23 protein-coding genes are annotated in these 21,474 nt (G+C 33.9%); 15 read left to right on the top strand and 8 right to left on the bottom strand.

All coding sequences use genetic code 11. From position 1 onward, the window contains the following. Position 1 precedes the first annotated feature (1 nt). Both pepT and ACZ098_RS00970 read left to right on the top strand, forming a co-directional pair. Entirely contained in the window at positions 2–1,276 is a 1,275-nt protein-coding gene (pepT, locus tag ACZ098_RS00965; protein WP_487309859.1) for a peptidase T, read from the top strand. A 21-nt stretch (positions 1,277–1,297) separates the two neighbouring features. After that, positions 1,298–2,164, top strand: coding sequence for an alpha/beta fold hydrolase (locus tag ACZ098_RS00970; protein WP_487309860.1), 867 nt, complete (start codon positions 1,298–1,300; stop codon positions 2,162–2,164). A 66-nt stretch (positions 2,165–2,230) separates the two neighbouring features. Here the strand turns inward: ACZ098_RS00970 and yajC are convergent, their stop codons facing one another. The 4 genes from yajC to ACZ098_RS00990 all read right to left on the bottom strand — a co-directional run bounded on the left by yajC (position 2,231) and on the right by ACZ098_RS00990 (position 5,094). Further along, positions 2,231–2,506 carry a preprotein translocase subunit YajC gene (gene yajC / locus ACZ098_RS00975; RefSeq protein ID WP_487309861.1) on the bottom strand — a complete coding sequence of 92 codons (276 nt, stop codon included), beginning with the start codon at positions 2,504–2,506 and terminating at the stop codon, positions 2,231–2,233. An 8-nt stretch (positions 2,507–2,514) separates the two neighbouring features. Further along, positions 2,515–2,940: a DUF1573 domain-containing protein gene (locus ACZ098_RS00980; RefSeq protein WP_487309862.1), complete on the bottom strand. Its 426-nt coding sequence runs from the start codon at positions 2,938–2,940 to the stop codon at positions 2,515–2,517. A gap of 16 nt (positions 2,941–2,956) precedes the next feature. Then, positions 2,957–3,865 (bottom strand): transcription antitermination factor NusB, encoded by a 909-nt coding sequence (nusB, locus tag ACZ098_RS00985; protein WP_487309863.1) that lies wholly within the window; start codon positions 3,863–3,865, stop codon positions 2,957–2,959. 125 nt (positions 3,866–3,990) lie between these two features. After that, positions 3,991–5,094 (bottom strand): Glu/Leu/Phe/Val family dehydrogenase, encoded by a 1,104-nt coding sequence (locus tag ACZ098_RS00990; protein WP_487309864.1) that lies wholly within the window; start codon positions 5,092–5,094, stop codon positions 3,991–3,993. 193 nt (positions 5,095–5,287) lie between these two features. Between ACZ098_RS00990 and ACZ098_RS00995 the strand changes: the two genes are divergently transcribed. The 3 genes from ACZ098_RS00995 (at position 5,288) to ACZ098_RS01005 (ending at position 8,485) form a co-directional block, all read left to right on the top strand. Beyond that, complete coding sequence (locus tag ACZ098_RS00995) at positions 5,288–7,045, top strand: ABC transporter ATP-binding protein (protein WP_487309865.1); 1,758 nt, start codon at positions 5,288–5,290, stop codon at positions 7,043–7,045. Between the two features lie 67 nt (positions 7,046–7,112). Continuing rightward, on the top strand, positions 7,113–7,490 hold the full coding sequence (locus ACZ098_RS01000; protein ID WP_487309866.1) for a PUR family DNA/RNA-binding protein: 378 nt from the start codon (positions 7,113–7,115) through the stop codon (positions 7,488–7,490). A gap of 83 nt (positions 7,491–7,573) precedes the next feature. Further along, positions 7,574–8,485, top strand: a complete 912-nt coding sequence (locus tag ACZ098_RS01005) for a hypothetical protein (RefSeq protein WP_487309867.1) — start codon at positions 7,574–7,576, stop codon at positions 8,483–8,485. Here ACZ098_RS01005 and ACZ098_RS01010 read toward each other — a convergent pair whose 3' ends face one another. Beyond that, positions 8,486–8,833 (bottom strand): tRNA-binding protein, encoded by a 348-nt coding sequence (locus tag ACZ098_RS01010; protein ID WP_487309868.1) that lies wholly within the window; start codon positions 8,831–8,833, stop codon positions 8,486–8,488. A 96-nt stretch (positions 8,834–8,929) separates the two neighbouring features. On the opposite strand from ACZ098_RS01010, the gene ACZ098_RS01015 reads away from it, so the two are divergent. Next, positions 8,930–9,823 carry an alpha/beta fold hydrolase gene (locus ACZ098_RS01015; RefSeq protein ID WP_487309869.1) on the top strand — a complete coding sequence of 298 codons (894 nt, stop codon included), beginning with the start codon at positions 8,930–8,932 and terminating at the stop codon, positions 9,821–9,823. 56 nt (positions 9,824–9,879) lie between these two features. Here the strand turns inward: ACZ098_RS01015 and ACZ098_RS01020 are convergent, their stop codons facing one another. Then, on the bottom strand, positions 9,880–10,344 hold the full coding sequence (locus tag ACZ098_RS01020) for an Mpo1 family 2-hydroxy fatty acid dioxygenase (protein ID WP_487309870.1): 465 nt from the start codon (positions 10,342–10,344) through the stop codon (positions 9,880–9,882). Between the two features lie 125 nt (positions 10,345–10,469). Between ACZ098_RS01020 and ACZ098_RS01025 the strand changes: the two genes are divergently transcribed. Both ACZ098_RS01025 and ACZ098_RS01030 read left to right on the top strand, forming a co-directional pair. Beyond that, complete coding sequence (locus ACZ098_RS01025) at positions 10,470–11,885, top strand: glycogen synthase (protein WP_487309871.1); 1,416 nt, start codon at positions 10,470–10,472, stop codon at positions 11,883–11,885. 3 nt (positions 11,886–11,888) lie between these two features. Beyond that, positions 11,889–13,163, top strand: coding sequence for a glucose-1-phosphate adenylyltransferase (locus ACZ098_RS01030; RefSeq protein WP_487309872.1), 1,275 nt, complete (start codon positions 11,889–11,891; stop codon positions 13,161–13,163). Positions 13,164–13,215: 52 nt separating this feature from the next. Here ACZ098_RS01030 and ACZ098_RS01035 read toward each other — a convergent pair whose 3' ends face one another. Both ACZ098_RS01035 and ACZ098_RS01040 read right to left on the bottom strand, forming a co-directional pair. Continuing rightward, positions 13,216–13,605: a hypothetical protein gene (locus tag ACZ098_RS01035; RefSeq protein ID WP_487309873.1), complete on the bottom strand. Its 390-nt coding sequence runs from the start codon at positions 13,603–13,605 to the stop codon at positions 13,216–13,218. A gap of 92 nt (positions 13,606–13,697) precedes the next feature. Beyond that, on the bottom strand, positions 13,698–14,630 hold the full coding sequence (locus ACZ098_RS01040; protein ID WP_487309874.1) for a peptidylprolyl isomerase: 933 nt from the start codon (positions 14,628–14,630) through the stop codon (positions 13,698–13,700). Positions 14,631–14,740: 110 nt separating this feature from the next. Between ACZ098_RS01040 and ACZ098_RS01045 the strand changes: the two genes are divergently transcribed. The 7 genes from ACZ098_RS01045 (at position 14,741) to ACZ098_RS01075 (ending at position 21,437) form a co-directional block, all read left to right on the top strand. Next, positions 14,741–15,199 (top strand): GNAT family N-acetyltransferase, encoded by a 459-nt coding sequence (locus ACZ098_RS01045; protein WP_487309875.1) that lies wholly within the window; start codon positions 14,741–14,743, stop codon positions 15,197–15,199. Between the two features lie 20 nt (positions 15,200–15,219). Further along, on the top strand, positions 15,220–15,663 hold the full coding sequence (locus tag ACZ098_RS01050; protein ID WP_487309876.1) for a DUF1569 domain-containing protein: 444 nt from the start codon (positions 15,220–15,222) through the stop codon (positions 15,661–15,663). A gap of 21 nt (positions 15,664–15,684) precedes the next feature. Further along, positions 15,685–16,485, top strand: coding sequence for a class I SAM-dependent methyltransferase (locus ACZ098_RS01055; protein WP_487310522.1), 801 nt, complete (start codon positions 15,685–15,687; stop codon positions 16,483–16,485). A 247-nt stretch (positions 16,486–16,732) separates the two neighbouring features. Next, entirely contained in the window at positions 16,733–17,410 is a 678-nt protein-coding gene (gene trmD, locus ACZ098_RS01060; RefSeq protein WP_487309877.1) for a tRNA (guanosine(37)-N1)-methyltransferase TrmD, read from the top strand. A gap of 32 nt (positions 17,411–17,442) precedes the next feature. Then, positions 17,443–18,453, top strand: a complete 1,011-nt coding sequence (locus ACZ098_RS01065) for a Gfo/Idh/MocA family oxidoreductase (RefSeq protein WP_487309878.1) — start codon at positions 17,443–17,445, stop codon at positions 18,451–18,453. A 129-nt stretch (positions 18,454–18,582) separates the two neighbouring features. Beyond that, positions 18,583–18,939: a 50S ribosomal protein L19 gene (rplS, locus tag ACZ098_RS01070; protein ID WP_487309879.1), complete on the top strand. Its 357-nt coding sequence runs from the start codon at positions 18,583–18,585 to the stop codon at positions 18,937–18,939. A gap of 278 nt (positions 18,940–19,217) precedes the next feature. Then, positions 19,218–21,437, top strand: a complete 2,220-nt coding sequence (locus tag ACZ098_RS01075) for an NADP-dependent isocitrate dehydrogenase (RefSeq protein WP_487309880.1) — start codon at positions 19,218–19,220, stop codon at positions 21,435–21,437. The last annotated feature ends 37 nt before the right edge of the window (positions 21,438–21,474 follow it).

The following is a 21,474-nucleotide window of genomic DNA, read 5'->3' on the forward strand; positions in this document are numbered from 1 at the left end:
CATGCAACACATTATAGACCGATTTATAAGTTACGTTATCATCGATACGGAATCTGATCCGAATTCGAAAACAACACCGAGTACCAAAAAACAATTGGTATTGGCAAACTTATTAGTTGAAGAATTGAATAAAATTGGAATGACCGATGTCACAATTGATGAAAACGGTTATGTTATGGGAACTTTAGAAAGCAATGTCGCTTATGAAGTGCCTACAATTGGATTTGTTTCGCATTACGATACGACACCAGATTTTACTGGATTGAATGTAAAACCACAAATTGTTAGCAACTACGATGGTGGCGATATTGTATTGAATGCTGAACAAAACATTGTGTTGTCTCCAAGTTATTTCAAAGATTTGAAACAGTACAATGGACAAACCTTGATTACTACCGACGGAACGACTTTGCTTGGTGCTGACGACAAAGCTGGACTGACCGAAATTGTGACTGCAATGGAATATCTGATTCAGAATCCAGACATTAAACACGGAAAAATTCGTGTAGGATTTACACCGGATGAAGAAATTGGTCGAGGTGCCGATTTATTTGATGTGGAAAAATTTGGAGCACAATGGGCTTACACCATGGATGGAAGTCAGATTGGAGAGTTGGAATATGAAAATTTTAATGCGGCAGGAGCTAAAATTATCTTTAAAGGAAAAAGTGTGCATCCTGGCTATGCTAAAGGAAAAATGATCAATTCGATGTTGATTGCCAACGATTTCTTAAACGAGCTTCCGAAAAAAGAAACACCTCAAGACACGAAAGGTTACGAAGGTTTTTACCACGTTCACCATTTGAGTGGAAGTATCGAAGAAACAGTCTTAGAATTGATTATTCGTGATTTTAACGCTAAGAATTTTAAAAAACGTAAAGACTACATTCACAAAATTACTAAGAAATTCAACAAGCAATTTGCCAAACAATTTGGTGAAGATATTGTCGTATCGGAGATTAAAGACCAATACTACAATATGAAAGAAATGGTACAACCGGTAAAATATATAGTAGATTTAGCCGAACAAGCCATGAAAGAATTGAACATTAAACCGTTGATAAAACCGATTCGAGGTGGTACTGATGGTTGTCGCTTGTCGTATATGGGATTGCCTTGTCCGAACATCTTTGCTGGAGGACACAATTTTCATGGTAAGTACGAATATGTACCAGTTGAGAGTATGCAAAAAGCCATTGATGTCATTGTGAAGATTGCTGAGTTAACCGCTACTACTGATTTTTCGAATACAGAAAACTCTAAAAAGAAAAAGTAAATGCTTTTCTAAATAAAAAATATGACTTGGAATTTCATCAAACACAACAAAATAAAAGTAGTACTTTTTAGTTTATTGCTTTTCTATATTTTAATTTGTCAATCTTGCATGACGATGCGCATGAGTGCGTCAAAAACCAAGTCGTTTTTTGAAACCTCCAAAACCGCCTATATTGATAGTACAATTGTATTGGGAAGTGATAAAATACATTATATTCAAACAGGTTCTAAAGACCTTCCTACCCTATTCTTTGTTCACGGTTCGCCAGGAAGTTGGGATGCTTATAAGGATTATTTAAAAGATAGTTTGCTGTTGAAAAAATACCGAATGATTGCTATAGATCGACCTGGATTCGGTTACAGCGACTTTAGAAAATCTAAAAACTTGTACGAGCAAGTCGCCATCATTGAACAATTTATAGATCGAATAAAAAATGAAAAGCCAATGTACCTAGTTGGTCATTCGTATGGTGGTCCGATTGTTGTAAAAATGGCAGTGAATCGTCCAAGTGCTTACAAAGAACTGATTATTTTAGCTGGTTCTATCGATCCTGAAGCTGAAAATCCAGAAAAATGGCGGCCGTATTTTATGTCCAATCCGCTAAAACAAATTGTTCCCGGTGCAATGCTTCCAGCCAATGACGAATTGTGGTGGTTGAAAAGCGATTTGGTGCATATGAAACCTACTTTAAATAAGATAACAACAGCTGTTTTAGTGCTTCATGGTACAAAAGACCAATTGGTTCCTTACAGTAATGTTGCATTTATAGAACGAGAGTTTGTCAATGCTGCATCTATTGAGGTAAAAACGATTAAAAATGCCGATCATTTTATTCCTTGGAGTCATTATGAAATTGTACGCGATGCGCTCTTAAAATTGAAAGAGTAAGCCATAAAAAAAACCAAATTCAAATAGAATTTGGTTTTAAAATTTACTGAAGAAGATAACTTTTACTTATGCTTTCTTATTGATTGCTGCGCTCATTTCCATAGAAATTGCAGAGCGTTCCATTTTCAGTTTACCAGACATTGTTTCTACTACAATTGTAGTTTCTGCTAGTTCGGATACTTTACCATGAAGACCGCTTTTTGTGATAATTTTATCGCCTACTTTTAAGCTACTTTCGAATTCTTTTTCTTTTTTAGCGCGTTTTTGTTGCGGTAAAATCATAAAAAAATAGATTACTACAAACATTAAGATAAACGGTAAAAACTGGGTAATTTGTTCCATAATTAGATTTATTTTTGTGAAGCTCCTTTTTTTCCTTCACCAATTATTGTTGCTGTGATTGTTAATTTTTCCACTCCCTCTGGTGTATTGGCTTTGATTACAACACCTTTTGAAACTTTTCCAGACTTCCCAGTCGAATCAAACGATACTTTGATTTTTCCTTCTTGTCCTGGTTTTATTGGTTCTTTGGAATATTCTGGCACCGTACATCCACAAGTTGCTTGCACATCAGAAATGATCAAATCGTTTTCGCCTGTATTTTCAAATTTAAAGGTATAATTCACTTTTGTACCTGGCTTAATTAATCCAAAATCATGTTCTTTAGAAACAAAATCCATGATGCCAAATTTCACTTCGCCATAGTTTTTGGTTTCTTTTTTACAAGATAAAATAGTGAATAACACTAAACTACATAAATAAATTTTTGTTTTCATACTCTTTTTTATTATTTTACATTAAACCTCTACCAACTTTTTTAATTCTGTCGTCGGCTTGAAAACTTTTAACTAAATTGTCTAAAATTCCGTTGATAAAAATACTGCTTTTTGGAGTAGAATATTCTTTTGCTAGCTCTAAATATTCGTTAATTGTTACTTTAACTGGAATAGATGGGAAGTTAAGAAATTCACCTATTGCCATTTTCAAAATTATAGTGTCAATTTCGGCAATACGCTCCATATCCCAATTGGGAGTTTTATCTATAAATTCTTTTGCAAGTTTGTCTTCGTTTAAAACAGTTTTTCTAAACAAGGCAATTGCAAAATCTTTGTCTTCGATATCTTTATACAATCGAGGCACTCTAAAATCGTCTTCTACTTTAGAAAATTTCTTCAATTGCTTTAAGATTTCGGTATTTACCATTGGAATATCATCAACCCAAGTTAGCTTGAAATCTTCTAAATACGAATATAATTTTTCATTAGGTGCGATAACTTCGGCAAATAAATCGGCGATAAAAAAACGATCTTGCTCAAACGTAGTTTCGGTTTTAGCCATGTAATTTGCATACAATTCGCTTTGTTTCACATCGCTCAACAATAACAAAATAGTATCGTCGTTGGCTTGCCAGTTGGTAACTTTATGTTTTTCTAATGATATGCTTAGCGAATTATTTTCTTCTAAAGCAATCAAAATTGGATTGTTAATAAAACGTAAGTTTGGATTTCGCTCTTCTGGTGTTGCTAAGTGTTTGTTTTTAGAAATTTCAATAAAATCGATTTCTTTTTTTCTGATTTCTACCAAGGTGGATACCATGATAAGATACAATTCGATGCAATTTTCGATACTTGCGAGTAGAAATTTTTCTTGTTTTTCAAGATTGTCTGAACTGTTTTGATGCATTGCGTAGATGGATTGCATCACTTTTACTCGAATATGTCGTCTGTTTAACACTGGTAAGAACTTTTTTTAATTATTATAAAAAACAGAGCGAAAGAAAATTTCTTTCGCTCTGCAAAATTAAAATTATTTTTTTAAACGCCTATTTATTTAGCGTTTTCTTTTTTTCTTTGTGCAATTCTGTTTTCAGCAATTGCCATAGCGGCTTTTTGCGGAGTTAATTTATTTTTCTCGGCGTAATCAAAAATTTCTAAAGTAGTGTTGTAGATATTTTCGGTTCTACGCATTGATTCTGCTTTGTCATAATGAGCAATCTCAGCATAAACGTTGATGATACCACCAGCGTTGATTAAGAAATCTGGCGCATAAGTAATACCTCTTTCCAACAATATTGGTCCGTGAATATCTTCGTTCGCCAATTGATTGTTAGCCGCACCAGCGATAACTTTCGCGTTTATTCGGTACACGGTATCGTCGTTAATGGTTGCTCCAAGTGCACAAGGTGCATAAATATCAACTTCAGCACTGTATAAATCTTCACCTTTGTAGATAGAAGCGCCGTATTTACCGCTAATTTCAACCAAGCGATTTTCATTAATATCGGTAATTTGTACTAACGCACCTTCTTTAGTTAAATAATCAACCAATGTTTCTCCAACATGACCAATTCCTTGTACTAAAATTTTCTTTCCGTCTAATTTATCCGAACCAAACTGATGTTTTGCAGCGGCTTTAATTCCCATATAAACGCCATAAGCCGTCACAGGAGAAGGATTTCCAGAACCACCACGCGATTCAGAAATTCCGCTTACGTAAGGAGTTACGTCGCGTACAATATCCATATCTTTGGTTTCCATACCTACATCTTCTGCAGTAATGTAACGTCCTGAAAGTGAATGAACAAATTCACCAAACTTACGCATTAATTCAGGTGTTTTTTGAGTTTTAGCATCGCCAATAATCACCGCTTTTCCACCACCAAGGTCTAAACCAGTGATAGCCGATTTGTAAGTCATTCCTCGAGAAAGACGCAAAACATCGTTCAATGCTTCCCATTCGTTAGCGTAATTCCACATTCTAGTTCCGCCTAAAGCTGGTCCTAAAACTGAGTTGTGAATTCCGATTATTGCTTTTAAACCAGTATCTTTGTCGTTGCAAAAAACAATTTGCTCGTGATTGTCAAATGATAGTTGTCCGAAGACCGGATCCATTTTTTGAAGCTCTTTAGCGCTAGTAATTTCTGTAGTCATAAATATTAATTTGCGTTGCGACTTTATCAATAAGTCAATACAAATTTAAGTTTTTATTCAAAATAATTCACTTATTTTAAATTAATTTAGCATATTGTTAATAAATTTAGTTTTAACTGCATAAAGTTAAAATACATTATTTATTATTTTTTAACAAAAATTAAAACTAATAACGTATATTTTACTAAAATAAATGAAAGAATTACAGTATTTAAATAAATATTTTATCAAATACAAATACCGATTTTTATTGGGTATTATTATTACAATTGTAGCACAAATCTTCTCACTTTTTACTCCAAAACTAATCAGTAAATCGTTTAAAGCTATAGAAGACGCGCATAAATCAAACATTACTACCGCAATTTTAAAAAACGGATTGATAGAAAACATTTTGTTGATAGTAGGAACCACCATAGTGGCTGGTTTTCTAACATTCTTGATGCGCCAAACCCTAATTGTAATGTCGCGCCATGTAGAATTTGATTTGAAAAATGAAGTTTTCAAGCAGTATGAAAATTTGGATCAAAATTTTTACAAGCGCAGCAGAACTGGAGACTTAATGAATCGCATTAGCGAAGACGTTGGTAAAGTGAGAATGTACGTCGGTCCGGCAGTGATGTATACCATAAATACTGTTATCCGTTTTGCAATTGTAATTATCTATATGTATAACGTTTCGCCAAAACTTACGCTTTACACCTTACTTCCATTGCCTATTCTATCGTACATCATATTTAAGTTAAGTGTAGAAATAAACATCAGAAGTACCATTTTTCAACAATATTTATCTAAAGTTTCTAGTTTTACACAAGAAGTTTTTTCGGGAATTCGCGTAATAAAAGCCTATTCGTTGGAGAAACAAAATCAGGATAACATTATCAATTTGGCTAACGAAAGTAAAGCTAAAAGCATGAGTCTTGCTAGAGTGCAGTCGTTGTTTGGTCCGTTGATGGTTTCGTTAATTGGCGTAAGTAACTTGGTGGTGATTTATTTTGGCGGAATGATGTACATCGAGGGTACTATAAAAAGTATAGGAACAATTGCAGAGTTCATTTTGTATGTAAACATGTTGACTTGGCCAGTCGCTTCAATTGGTTGGGTTTCGTCGATGATACAAGAAGCAGAAGCATCGCAAAAACGAATTAACGAATTTCTAAAAATCGAACCTGAAATTAAGAATACCAATTCGCAAAATACAGTTATCAACGGTGAAATAGAATTTAAAAATGTGTCTTTTACTTATGAAGACACAAACATACAAAGTTTGAATTCGGTATCATTCAAAGTAAATAAAGGCGAAACTTTAGCAATTTTAGGAAAAACTGGATCAGGAAAATCAAGTATTCTATCCTTAATAACTCGAATGTATGATGTAAAGAATGGAGCCATTTTGATGGACGGCATACCACTTTCACAACTGAATTTATACGACTTGCGAAACAGCATCGGAATTGTACCTCAAGATGCCTTCTTGTTTTCGGATTCTATAAAAAACAACATTAAATTTGGTAAAGAAGATGCCACTGATGAGGAAGTAATTGTGGCTGCAAAGCAAGCTGTAGTTCATAACAACATCAAAAAATTCAAACAGAAATACGATACAATTTTAGGTGAACGCGGCATCACACTTTCGGGTGGTCAAAAACAGCGTGTTTCTATTGCACGCGCTATTATCAAAAATCCTAAAATTTTGTTGTTGGACGATTGTTTGTCGGCAGTAGATACCGAAACGGAGGAACAAATTTTAAATAATTTACTAGAAATTACTAAAAACAAGACTACCATAATTGTAAGTCACCGCGTTTCATCTGCAAAAAATGCAGACAACATCATTATTTTGGAAGAAGGAAAAATAATCCAACAAGGTTCTCATAATCAATTGGTAAACCAAGAAGGCTATTATAGAGAATTATATTACAAGCAACTTTCGGAAAAAGAATTGAATTAAAATTTGGTTTATTACAGTATTTTTATCATTTTTGGTTAAAGAAAACCAACTAATTGATAGAACGAAAATGAGAGAAAATGATTTATTAGAAAAAGATGAAATCTTTTCTAAAGTATTGCGAGCCGGACGAAGAACTTATTTTTTCGATGTAAGATCGACCAAAGCAGAAGACTATTACATTACCATTACCGAGAGTAAAAAATTTACCGAAGAAGATGGTTCATTTCATTTTAAAAAGCACAAGATTTACCTGTACAAAGAAGATTTTGTAGCTTTTCAAGATATTTTAAACGAAATGACCCAATTTGTACTGAACAATAAAGGTGAAGAAGTAATTTCGGAAAGACATCAAAAAGACTTTAAAAAAGAAGTTTATACAGATGCAACTGATGAAGCACCGAAAGTAGATAAAAGTTTTACCGATATCGATTTTGACGATATTTAATATACTGAAACAACTGTTAAAAGTCTGATAATTACAATATTATCAGACTTTTTTGTTTACTTTTATACAGATAAAATTTAGCTATGACAGAAAAAATTACACTCTTCAATTATTTTTATGCTAAATTATTATCGGTAAATACTAAAAAAAAGACTGAAATAGTTTTTGTTTCCATTGCAATTATCAGCTTTATACTACATTTAGCACTTATAGCGTTGGTCGAGTTTAAAGTCTTAGAAAGCAATAGCAAATTACTAACCAATCCAATTGCGGCAATTTACACACCGTTTTCATTTATACTTATTTACGAAGTGTACCTGCTTGTTTACTATTTGCCAAAATCTACTACAATATATATAGGCAAACAATACGAAATTATTACCCTGATAATCATAAGAAGAACTTTTAAAGATTTAAGCCATTTAAAATTCAACACTGAAAATTATTACACCAAAGACAACTTCTTGTTTGCCGCAGATTTAGTAGCAACAATTATACTCTTTTATCTCATTTACATTTTCTATAAATTAAATAAAACTAGCGAAATGGCTAATGCGGTTATTCAGCCATCGGTTGAAATTAAAAAATTTATCGAATTCAAGAAAATAGTTGCCATGTTTTTGATTCCGTTATTTTTAGTACTATCGGTTTACAGTTTAGGATATTGGATTTATGAAAGTTTTACTATTACCGAAATGGTGAAAAATATTAAAGATATAAATAAGATTTTTTTCGATGAATTTTTTACCGTTTTAATTTTAATAGAAGTGTTACTACTCTTGGTTTCCTTTTTTTTATCAGATAAATTTAGCAAGGTAATTCGAAATTCTGGTTTTATAATTTCTACTATTTTAATTAAATTATCGTTTGGACCCGACGGTATTTTAAACACATTTTTGATTGTAATTGCAGTATTGTTTGGGGTTTTAATATTAATGCTACACAACAAGTACGAGGTAATGGAATCTAAAAAAATAACAAATTTAGAATTGTAATTATGCTATTCGCAAACCATTTGCCACTTTAAAATCAGAAGTTAAAAGCACAATATCATCTTCATTTACCGATGCTAAAACCAAGCATTCGCTTCTGAATTTCCCGATTTGTTTTTTAGGAAAATTTACTACAGCAATAATCTGTTTGCCAACCAGATCGTCTTTGGAATACCGCTTTGTTATTTGTGCCGACGACTTCATAATTCCTAATTCAGCACCAAAATCTATGGTAAGTTGGTATGCTGGTTTCTTTGCTTCTGGAAAATCATGAACTTCTAGAATAGTTCCGATGCGCAAGTCAACTTGTTCAAAATCTTCCCACGAAATAGTTTGCTTTACCTTATCCATTTTCTGCAATGTGTAAATTCTATAATATTGATGTTTATAAGTGTAATTAAACTCAGTAAGGAAAAAGTAATTTTATAAAAAATAAAAAGCTATACAATGGAAACATCACAAAACACCGCTACTAAATCGTTAAAAAATTCTTCTTTCTCTATTGCTCAATTAAACTCTGACAAATATATTGAAACGGCAGCAAACGTAAAACTATACGTTAAAGATTATGGAGAAGGAAAACCGGTAATTTTAATTCACGGTTGGCCGCTATCTAATGAAATGTGGGAATACCAAATGGAAACCTTAGTTCAAAATAACTTTAGGGTAATTACTTACGACAGAAGAGGTTTTGGTAAATCTTCACAACCATACGAAGGATACGATTACGATACTTTAACCACCGATTTGAAAGCAATTATAGATCAATTGGAATTGAAAGAGGTTACTCTTGTAGGTTTTTCTATGGGCGGCGGCGAAGTGGTTCGTTACTTCAGTAAATTTAAAGGTGAACATGTTTCTAAAGCAGTTTTGATTGGTTCGGTAACTCCTTTTAGATTAAAAACAGATGACAATCCAGGTGGAAAATCGAAAGAAGAAAATGCTGAAACCATCAAAGCTATAACTAATGATCGAATTGGATTTCTTGATGGATTTGGAAAAAATTTCTTCGGAAAATCATTTTTAAACGACCCAATTAGCGATCCACTTTTAGAGTACTACCGAATGCTGTGCTCTTTTGCATCGCCAAAAGCTACAACAGAATGTGCAAAATCATTTTCGGTAACCGATTTTAGAGATGAAATGTATAGCGTCAATGTACCCACATTAATTATCCACGGAGATAATGATAAAATTGTAGATATCGAAGTGTCGTCTAAAAAATCGGCAGCGTTGATTCCGAATAATGAATTCCTTATCTACCAAGACGCGCCTCACGGATTATTTTACACACACAAAGACCAATTAAATATTGATTTGATTACGTTTTTAAGATCATAACAACCAACTAACTAAAGTTGAAAATCTCATAAACAATAACTGTTTATGGGATTTTTTTATTTTTTAGAAAAGATGTTTTCGGCAACCCAAGCAGGACCAATTAATAAAAACTGTAAATCTTTTAGAAACGACGGTTTTTTACCTTCAATGTTATGTCCGTAAAATTGACCAATCCAAGCGACAACAAAAACACTTGTAGAAAATATCCAAAGTGGGACAATTTGAACTATGTAATAATTTAGGATCAAACACACCGCAGAAAATGTTGCTATTTTAAAAGCCATTGCAATCGATAATCGGATGTAAAATACCATTACAAAAAGTAACACTACAAAAGCCCAATTTTCGATAATAGGAAGTTGCAACTGCAATACATCGCTTAAAAAGCCGCTAGGAATACTCATAATTATTCCGACTATAGAAAAGAAAATCGCTGGAACACAGATGTAATGTATTGCTTTATTAGTCGGATTTTGATGACTTACCGCATATTCGTCAAACCATTGGTTTAGTGTTCTCATAAATTTGATGGTGTTTATTTTACTAAATTATAAAATTTTATTAGTTAAATTATTAAAATCACTTTTTTTTTGTAATTTGTGGCGAGAAAGGAACTAATACCAACCGTTACATTTACCTCAAATTCATGAATTTATTTCACATCAGTGCCGAATGTTATCCAGTAGCTAAAGTTGGCGGACTTGCCGATGTTGTTGGTGCTTTGCCTAAATATCTTAACCAAGCAGGTCATCAAGCTAAGGTCGTTGTACCTGGCTATGATAACAAATTTTCTTACGAAAATCAATTTGATACCGTACATCAAGGTCGTTTGAAAATGGGTTGGTTTGAGTTTTCCTATTCTGTTTTAAAAGAAAAAACAAACAAATTAGGTTTTGACTTGTACTTAATTGCGATACCGCACTTATTTGACCGACCAGAAGTATACTCGTATGAAGACGATACGGAGCGATTCACCGCATTTCAAATTGCTTTTTTAAATTGGCTAACCGAAACCAATCAGGTTCCAGATGTCTTGCATTGCCACGATCATCATACCGGATTAATTCCGTTTATGGTTCAAAATTGCTATAATTATGAAGCATTGCGCAATGTTCCTACCGTTTTAACTATTCATAACGGACAATACCAAGGTTGGTTTTCATTTGACAAGTTGCACTATATTCCTGAATTTAATCCTTCGAGAACCGGATTTTTAGAATGGAACGGGATAATAAATCCGTTAGCATCAGCAATAAAATGTGCTTGGAAAGTTACGACAGTTTCACCTAGTTATTTGGACGAAATTAGCCATTCGGCAAACGGTTTAGAAAATTTATTAAAATTTGAACGACCAAAGTCGATTGGAATCTTGAACGGAATTGACACCCAAGTTTGGAATCCGTATACCGACGAATTATTACAAGACAATTACCAATTATCATCTTTTGAAAAAGGTAAATTGGCCAACAAACAGTTTTTGTGCGAGCAATTTAATTTAGATGTAACCAAACCACTTTTCACTTTCATAGGACGACTAGTTGGAGAAAAAGGTGCTGAAATTTTACCCGAAGCCATGGATATAGTGTTGCACCGAAATCCGAATCAAATCAATGTTTTGATATTAGGTTCTGGAGACAAAACTGTAGAAAATCAATTTGAACAATTAAAATCTAGATACGACGGAAATTACAATTGCTATATTGGATACAACGAAAAATTGGCACACATAATTTATGCTGGCGCCGATTTCTTGCTGATGCCATCGCGTGTTGAACCTTGTGGATTGAACCAAATGTATGCCTTGCGTTATGGTACAATTCCGATTGTCAGACGAACTGGCGGACTAAAAGATACAGTTATTGATATTGGCGATGGCGGTTTTGGAATTTGCCACGACAATGTTACTTTGTATGACATCAATCATTCGGTAACGCGCGCTATTGATTTGTATTTAGATACTAAAAAATTTCAAACTACTATAAAAACTGCAATGCAAATAGACCATTCTTGGGATTCGGTTGCACAAGAATACATCAATGTTTATCAATCGTTAATGAATTAAATTATGAATAAAAGCACATTAGCCATCATTTTGGGTGGCGGACAAGGTTCGAGATTAGCACCTTTAACAGAAAGTCGTTCCAAACCTGCAGTTCCAATTGCTGGAAAGTATCGTTTGGTTGATATTCCGATTTCAAATTGTATCAATTCCGACATCAAACGAATGTTTGTTTTAACGCAATTCAACTCTGCGTCATTAAACCAACACATTAAAAACACGTATCATTTTAGTCATTTTAGTACTGCTTTTGTTGATATTTTGGCTGCTGAACAAACACCAGATAACCCAACGTGGTTTCAAGGTACAGCCGATGCGGTGCGCCAATGTATGAATCATTTTATGAATCATGATTTTGATTACGCATTGATTTTATCAGGAGATCAATTGTATCAAATGAATTTTAACGAAATGATTACGGCGCACGAAAAAAGTGGCGCTACAATTTCGATAGCCACGTTGCCAGTTACTGCCAAAGAAGCACCCGAATTTGGAATTCTAAAAACCGATTCGGAAAATTTCATCACTTCATTTATAGAAAAACCTAATGTTGATTTGTTGCCTGAATGGACTTCAGAAGTAAGTGAAGAATCAAAACAAGAAGGCAAGCATTACTTGGCATCTATGGGTATTTATATTTTCAACCGAGAGCTATTGGTCGAATTAATGTCCAATCCAGATACCAAAGATTTTGGAAAAGAAATTATTCCTCAAGCCATAGGAAAGCAAAAAATATTGAGCTACCAGTACGAAGGATATTGGACTGATATTGGAAATATTGATTCGTTTTTTGAAGCTAATTTAGGATTGACAGATGAGATTCCAAAATTCAATTTGTTCGATAATTCAAGTAAAATCTATACGCGTGCGAGGGTTTTACCACCATCAAAGATTACAGGAAATTCAAGCTTTGACAAATCGGTTGTAGCGGAAGGTTGCATCATCAATGGTACTAAAGTAGAACATTCGGTAATTGGAATTCGAAGTAGAATTGGTAAAGATTCTATCATCACAAATTCTTATTTGATGGGTAATGATTTTTATCAAAATCTTGAGGAGTTGAGTAATAACTATTCGCATCATATCATCAATATAGGAATTGGAGAGCGTTGCTACATCAACAATACCATTGTAGATAAAAATTGTAGAATTGGAAACGATGTAAAGCTCAATGGTGGCAAACATCTTGCTGATGCAAACACGCCTCTTTACACGGTAAAAGACGGAATAATTGTGGTGAAAAAAGGTGCCACACTTCCGGATGGATTTACCGTTCAATAAGTAACTTATTTCAAATAAAAAAATCGCCTTTGTTCGTTCGAAGGCGATTTTTTTATTGCATTGTTACGTAAGCATATATATTTTCTCGATCAACATCTTGAATTTCAGCTTGTACTTGCATGCGCAACAAGATTGGTTTCCATTCCTCTGCAGAAAAAGATTTAGGTTCGTGCAAATCGTGGCAATTACCACATTTACTTTCAAATAAATTTTTCCCGAGTTGCTGTTGCTCGTTTAGCATTACCATCATGAGTGGTCCAGCAACATTTTGCGTTACAACTTCTTTTGCTTTTGTTTCTTCAACCGCTTCAACAACTTCAACCGCTTCAACAACTACAACATCGTCAGTCTTTACAACATCGTTAGTTTTCCTAGATTTTAGACTATTACAAGAGTAAATAGCTAAAATTATAATTGTAAAAATACTGACTTTAAGTTTCATAATTCGGTTGATTAATTTTGTAAATATAAAAAAATATCCCAAAAACAAGAGCTTTTGGGATATTTAAAATCTACTATTTAAGATCTAATATTTTATTTAACGTCCATCAATTCAACATCAAAAATCAAAGTAGCATTCGGTGGAATAACTCCTCCAGCACCAGAAGCACCGTAACCTAAGTAAGATGGAATTACAAATCGTGCTTTATCTCCAACTTTCAAAAGTGCAATACCTTCGTCCCAACCTTCGATAACTTGACCTTGTCCTAATCTGAATTCGATTGGTTTTTTTCTTGGATAAGAAGAATCGAATACTTTTCCAGTTTCTAAAGAACCTTCGTAATGAACAGCAACTGTCTTTCCGTTTTCTGCTTGCTTTCCTGAACCAGTTTGAATCATTTTATATCGTAAACCGCTTTCAGTTTTTTCAAAACCAGCAGCCAATTCTTCCATTTTAGCTTCAGCCTCTTTTTTAGCGGCTTCGATTTTTTTTTGACGGTTTCCTTCAAATGTTCTGAACGCTTCTACTGCATTCCATTTTTCTGCCTCTTCTCCTACTCTAACAATTTCTAGCGTCTCCAAAACATCGCCTTGAGCGACAGCATCTACAATTTCTTGACCTTCTACAACTTCTCCAAAAACAGTATGTTTGTTATCCAACCAAGAAGTTGGAACGTGTGTAATATAAAATTGAGAACCGTTAGAAGCTGGACCAGAATTTGCCATAGCTAAAATTCCTGGCTTGTTGTGTCTTAAACTTGGATGAAACTCATCGTCAAAGCTGTAACCTGGACCACCAGTTCCAACACCTTGTGGACAACCACCTTGAATCATGAAATCGGGAATAACTCTATGAAATTTTAATCCGTCGTAGTAAGGATTTCCTTGTGGACGTGCTTTGTTTTCTAAATTTCCTTCTGCCAATGCAACGAAGTTTCCAACAGTTCCAGGCGTTAAATCGTGTGTTAATTTTACTAAAATCGCACCTTTAGTGGTGTTGAATTTAGCATATATTCCGTTTTCCATTTGTAAGTTTTTTTATTTGTGGTGCAAATTTACAAATTATAACCATAAAATAAACCTAAAAATATTTTATGAGCATAATTCTAAGTAATTTTGTTTAGAAAAAAAATGTGATGCAACCCAAAATAATTACTTACAATCCAAAATATAAAACCGATTTCATAGCTTTAAACACAGCTTGGCTTGAAGAATATTTTTTTGTTGAACGGCATGATGTTGAAGTCTTTAATACTATTGAAGAAACAATTTTAGCTACTGGTGGCGAAATTTTCTTTTGTATAATTGATGATGAAGTTGCTGGCACGGTTGCTATGCAACGATTAAATGAATCGACATTTGAAATGGCAAAACTAGCCGTAGACAAAAAATTTCAAGGTCGGCATTTGGGGAAATTATTAATTGAAAACTGTATCGAATTTGCTAAAGACAAAAAAGCTTCGACCATTATGCTGATGTCGAGCACAAAGCTGGACGTTGCCTTGCATTTATATCGAAAATATAATTTTGTTGAAGTTCCGTTAAGCGAAAATGACTACGCTAGAGCCGATATACAAATGGAATTGTACATTTAAAACTGCTAATTTTTCAAACTATGAATTCAATATTTGACAAAACAGGAAACAGTGAAATTGTTTCTAGAATCAATAAATTAACACCAGAAAGTAAAGCTTTATGGGGAAAAATGAGTGTTGACCAAATGTTAAAACACACCAACGAAGCTGTTATTGTAGCCTTTGGTGAAAATCAAGTAAAGGTGAACTTCTTAATGAAATTTTTAGGAAAAGTATTGAAAAATACAGTTTTTAATTCAGAATTTAAGAAAAATAGTCCCACCGCTAAAGAGTTTATTTTTACAGAAAAATATGATTTTGAAGAAAGTAAAAATGAGTTAATTAAAAATTTTAGTCGATTTGCCGATGGAGAAAAATCTATAACGCTTACCACACACCCATTTTGGGGAAAAATGACTTCGGAAGATTGGAATAAATTAATGTGGAAACACATGAATCACCATTTAGAACAGTTTGGAGTATAGATAATTTAGAATTCTAAAAAAATAAGTATGGATAACAATTACTTGACTATTAATAAAGCAACTTGGAACACTAAAACTGACGTTCACATTGCATCAGATTTTTATGATAATGAAGGATTTCTCAACGGAAAATCGACTTTACAATCGATTGAATTGGACTTATTAGGCGACCTTCCTGGAAAAAAAATCTTGCATTTGCAATGTCATTTTGGTCAAGATACCATGACGTTTTCTAGAATGGGAGCCAAAGCCACCGGCATAGATTTATCGGATAAAGCGATTGATAGAGCAAGAGAATTTGCTACAAAATTAAATTTAGATACCACTTTTATTTGCTGTGACGTTTATGATTTACCGAATCATTTAGACGAAAAATTTGATATCGTTTTTACAAGTTACGGCACCATTGGTTGGTTACCCGATTTAGATAAATGGGCAAAAGTAGTTTCGCATTTCTTACAACCAGATGGAAAATTTGTTATGGCCGAATTCCATCCTGTGGTTTGGATGTTTGACGATTATTTCAAGGAAGTCCACTACAATTATTTTAATGTAGAACCGATTGTAGAAGACGAATCAGGAACGTATGCCGAAAGATATGCTGCTATTGAAGCGCAAACCATTACTTGGAATCATCCAACAAGCGAAGTTTTAAACGCATTGATAAATAGTGGTTTAGAACTTAATTCGTTTAATGAATTTGATTATTCTCCGTACAATTGCTTTAAAGAAACCGAGGAATTTGAAACTGGAAAGTTTAGAATCAAACATTTAGAAAATAAAATTCCGATGGTGTTTTCTATTCTTGCTACCAAAAAATAAACATTATTTTTAGCAGTTAAGCCTAGCCCAGATAGTAATGAAAAGCCCGGAGTTAGAAAGTTGTAGTTGTTCTTGGTGTAAAAAAGCGACCAACGGAAGCTCTTTTTAGACCATAGAAAAACACAACTTTTAACGAGGACTTGCAATGGATAGCTGGATCAATGCTTCAAAAGCGAACCGTTGCAACAAATTGCTTTACATAAACCTTAGAAACTTTGTAACTTTGCATTTCAGATTTTAAAAAATTATGCGAATAGATATTATTACCGTTTTACCAGAATTACTTCGAAGTCCGTTTGAGGCATCGATTATGAAACGCGCCATTGACAAAGGTTTGGTGGAAGTTCATTTTCATAATTTGAGAGACTATACTACTAACAAACAGAAAAGTGTCGACGATTATCCGTTTGGCGGTGGCGCCGGAATGGTGATGAATATTCAACCTATTGACGATTGTATTTCGCATCTCAAAAGTGAACGAAGCTACGACGAAGTGATTTACATGACGCCTGATGGTGAAACTTTGAATCAGAAAATGGCAAATACCATGTCGATGTACGAAAATATTATTATTCTGTGCGGACATTATAAAGGTGTAGATCAGCGCGTTCGTGATCATTTTATTACGAAAGAAATTTCGATTGGCGATTATGTACTTTCTGGCGGTGAATTGGGTGCGTTGGTATTATCGGATGCATTAATACGATTGATTCCGGGCGTTTTGAGTGACGAAACTTCAGCCTTAACTGATAGTTTTCAGGACGGATTACTTTCTGGACCAATATATACAAGACCTGCCGACTATAAAGGTTGGAAAGTTCCGGAAGTCTTGACTAGCGGACATTTTGCCAAAATTGATAAATGGCGCGAAGATATGGCGTACGAACATACTAAAAATCGAAGACCTGATTTGCTAGAAGAATAGTTTTTTAGCTACAAATTTTCACAAATAAAAAAATGGATCAACCTATTGTAACTGCTTTATTGGCCTACGGAATGTCGGGTAAAGTTTTTCATGCGCCTTTTTTAGAGACTAATAAAGGGTTTGAATTTTATGCAGTTTTGGAACGCAATCAGCAAAAAGCGATAAACGATTATCCCAATGTGAAAAGTTTTTCGGATGTTTCCGAACTAGTAGCAGACGACAAAATCGAGCTTGTAGTTGTAAATACTCCGAATAATACTCATTTTGACTATGCGAGACTAGTTTTAAAAGCAGGGAAACATGTCTTGATCGAAAAACCTGCAACCACAACTCCAGAAGAATTTATTGAACTTTTAGAACTAGCCAAAACTGTTAATCGAAAGGTATTTGTTTATCAAAACCGACGATTTAGCAGTGATATTATGGCTACAAAATCGGTTATTGAAAGTGGCAAACTTGGAAATATAATCGAAATGCATTTACGATTTGATCGTTATAGACCAACAATTGGCGTAAAGGCTTTTAAGGAAAATCCGTTGCCGAGTAGTGGAATATGGTATGATTTGGGTTCGCATTTAATAGATCAAGCCATTTCAATTTTCGGAAAACCTACTTCACATTATGCTTACAAAAATAAGTACCGAAAAAATTCGCAGGTCGATGATTTCGCCTTTATGCACCTTACTTTCCACGAAAAAATTAATGTTTTTATAACTGCAAGCATGCTTGTTGCCGATGCGCAAGCCGGAATTGTGGTTCACGGTACCAAAGGAAGTTTTATAAAAGAATTTTGCGACGAGCACGAAAATCAATTGAGCGCTGGAGTGCTTCCATCCGATTCTAATTTTGGACATGAAAAGCCTAACAAGCAAGGAAAACTGACTTATATAAACGAGAAAAACGAAGCAGTAATTGAAAATATTCCATCTATAAAAGGAAATTTTAATGGATTATTTGATGCATTGTACGAAAGTATTCGCAATAACAAAACCTTTCCTATTGATAATGAAGATATTATAGAACAATTAAAATTATTGGTATAAGATTAAAATTATTTGCAATAGTTGATTTGTAATTAATAAATATTTTTTACTTTTGCAATCCATTAGACCAACCTCTGGCGAAAACCGTGAATGTTGCTCTGAGTTTAAACCATAATTAAAATAAATATCATGGCAGATTTAATGAAATTCGTTCAAGACGAAATTGCTATTAAAAAAGATTTCCCAAAATTTTCAGCTGGAGATACTATTACAGTATTCTACGAAATTAAAGAGGGTGAAAAAACTAGAACTCAGTTTTTTAAAGGAGTTGTAATTCAAAGAAAAGGTTCTGGAAATACTGAAACTTTTACAATTCGTAAAATGTCAGGTGCTGTTGGTGTAGAGCGTATCTTCCCAGTAAACTTGCCAGCTTTACAAAAAATTGAAGTGAACCAAAGAGGTAAAGTTAGAAGAGCAAGAATCTACTACTTTAGAGAACTTACTGGTAAAAAAGCTAAAATTAAAGAAAGAAGATACAAAAACTAATTCTTTTTTTATAATACATAAATCAAGTCTTCCTATTAATTTAGGAAGACTTTTTTTTATTGTGATAAATCAAGGTTTAAATTATCATATTCCTAATTTTAAAACTTTAAAATATCAATTTCATAATTCAATCGATTTCGTTACGACTTAACATCCTATTTTACATCAAATTCTTATATTTGCAACCGCGGTTTTTTCTAAGAAATCACAATTGGAAAACTACTTAATTACCAACACAAACGAAGTTTTCGTTTTAAATAAAATTAACAAACAACAAAATGTCAAAATCTAAAATTATCTACACTATTACTGATGAGGCGCCAATGTTGGCCACATTTTCTTTATTACCAATCATTCAATCATTTGCTGCAACAGCAGATATCGATGTTGAAAGTCGAGATATTTCGCTTGCCGGAAGGATTATTGCAAACTTTCCAGAATATTTAAAAGAAGAACAAAAACTTGGCGATGCACTTCTAGAATTGGGTGCGTTGGCAAATACGCCAGAAGCAAATATTATTAAATTACCAAACATATCGGCTTCAGTTCCACAATTAAAAGAAGCTATTGCTGAATTACAATCAAAAGGTTACTCGCTTCCAAACTTTCCAGAAGACGCACAAACTGACGAGGAAAAACTGGTTAAAGCAAAATATGCTAAGGTATTAGGGTCGGCTGTAAATCCAGTATTGCGTGAAGGAAACTCGGACAGAAGAGCGCCAAAAGCAGTAAAGAATTATGCAAGAAAACATCCACATTCTATGGGTGCTTGGTCGTCAGATTCTAAAACGCACGTTTCTAGCATGGACAGTGGCGATTTTTACGGAAGTGAAACTTCGGTAACCGTTGCCGAAGCTACAGATGTTAAAATAGAATTTTTTAACGCCAACGGAACTACTACTCTTTTAAAAGCAAGTACACCACTTAAAGCTGGAGAAATTATTGATAGTTCTGTATTAAACCTGACAAAATTCAAAGAATTTATAGCCAAAGAAATTGCAGATGCTAAAGCAAAAGGTGTTTTGTTTTCCATTCACATGAAGGCTACCATGATGAAAGTTTCTGATCCTGTAATTTTCGGAGCAGCTGTAGATGTTTTCTATAAAGATGTTTTCACAAAATACGCAACATTATTTGCTGAATTAGGTGTTGATACTAAAAACGGTTTGGGTGACGTGTACGCAAAAATTGCTGGAAGACCAGAACAAGCCGAAGTTGAAGCAGCTATTGATGCGGTTTACGAAACAAGTCCTGCAATTGCCATGGTAAATTCTGAAAAAGGAATTACAAACTTGCACGTTCCATCTGATGTAATTATCGATGCTTCAATTCCTGCCATGATTAGAACATCTGGTCAAATGTGGAATAAAGAAGGAAAAGGACAAGACACCAAAATTATTGTTCCAGACCGCGCATATGCTGGACTTTACGTTGCTACAATCGATTTTTGTAAAAAACATGGAGCCTTCAACCCTGTTTCAATGGGAAGCGTTCCTAACGTTGGACTTATGGCTCAAAAAGCTGAAGAATATGGTTCACATGATAAAACGTTTCAATTAGATGCCGATGGCGTTGTTAAAGTTACCGATGCTAACGGAACGGTTTTAATGGAACAACAAGTAAATGCTGGTTCTATTTTCAGAATGTGTCAAACGAAAGATGCACCAATTCAAGACTGGGTAAAACTTGCGGTAAACAGAGCAAGATTATCCAATACTCCAGCTGTTTTCTGGTTGGATGAAAATCGTGCGCACGACCGACAATTGATTGAAAAAGTAACTACCTATTTAAAAGATTTCGATACAACAGGATTGGACATCAGAATTTTAAATCCGATTGCGGCAACCAATTTTACTTTAGAGCGAATCATAGCTGGTTTAGATACAATCTCTGTAACAGGAAATGTACTACGTGATTATTTAACTGATTTATTTCCAATTTTAGAAGTTGGAACTTCTGCCAAAATGTTATCTATTGTACCGCTTATGAATGGCGGTGGATTGTTTGAAACTGGCGCTGGAGGATCGGCTCCAAAACATGTTGAGCAATTTATTGAAGAAGGATATTTACGTTGGGATTCCTTAGGAGAATTTTTGGCAATCGGAGTTTCATTGGAGCATTTAGGTCAGGTTTTTGATAATAAAAAAGCATTGGTTTTATCTGAAACGTTAGATCTTGCTACCGAAAAATTCTTAGATACTGATAAATCACCTTCAAGAAAAATAGGAAGTATTGACAATAGAGGTTCTCATTTTTACTTAACTTTATATTGGACGCAAGCTTTGGCAGCTCAAGATAAAGATTTAGAATTGAAAGCTAAATTTGAGCAAATAGCAAGAGAACTTACCGAAAATGAAGAAAAAATAAATTCAGAATTAATTGGTGCTCAAGGAAAACCACAGGAAATTGGAGGTTATTACAAGCCAAATCAAGACTTGATGTTTAAAGCAATGCGTCCGAGCGCAACTTTTAATGCCATTCTTGAAAAGCTGAAATAAAATAAATAGTATAAGAATTTAAAAATCCCAATTACAA

The organism is Flavobacterium sp. SP2, from assembly GCF_057626655.1.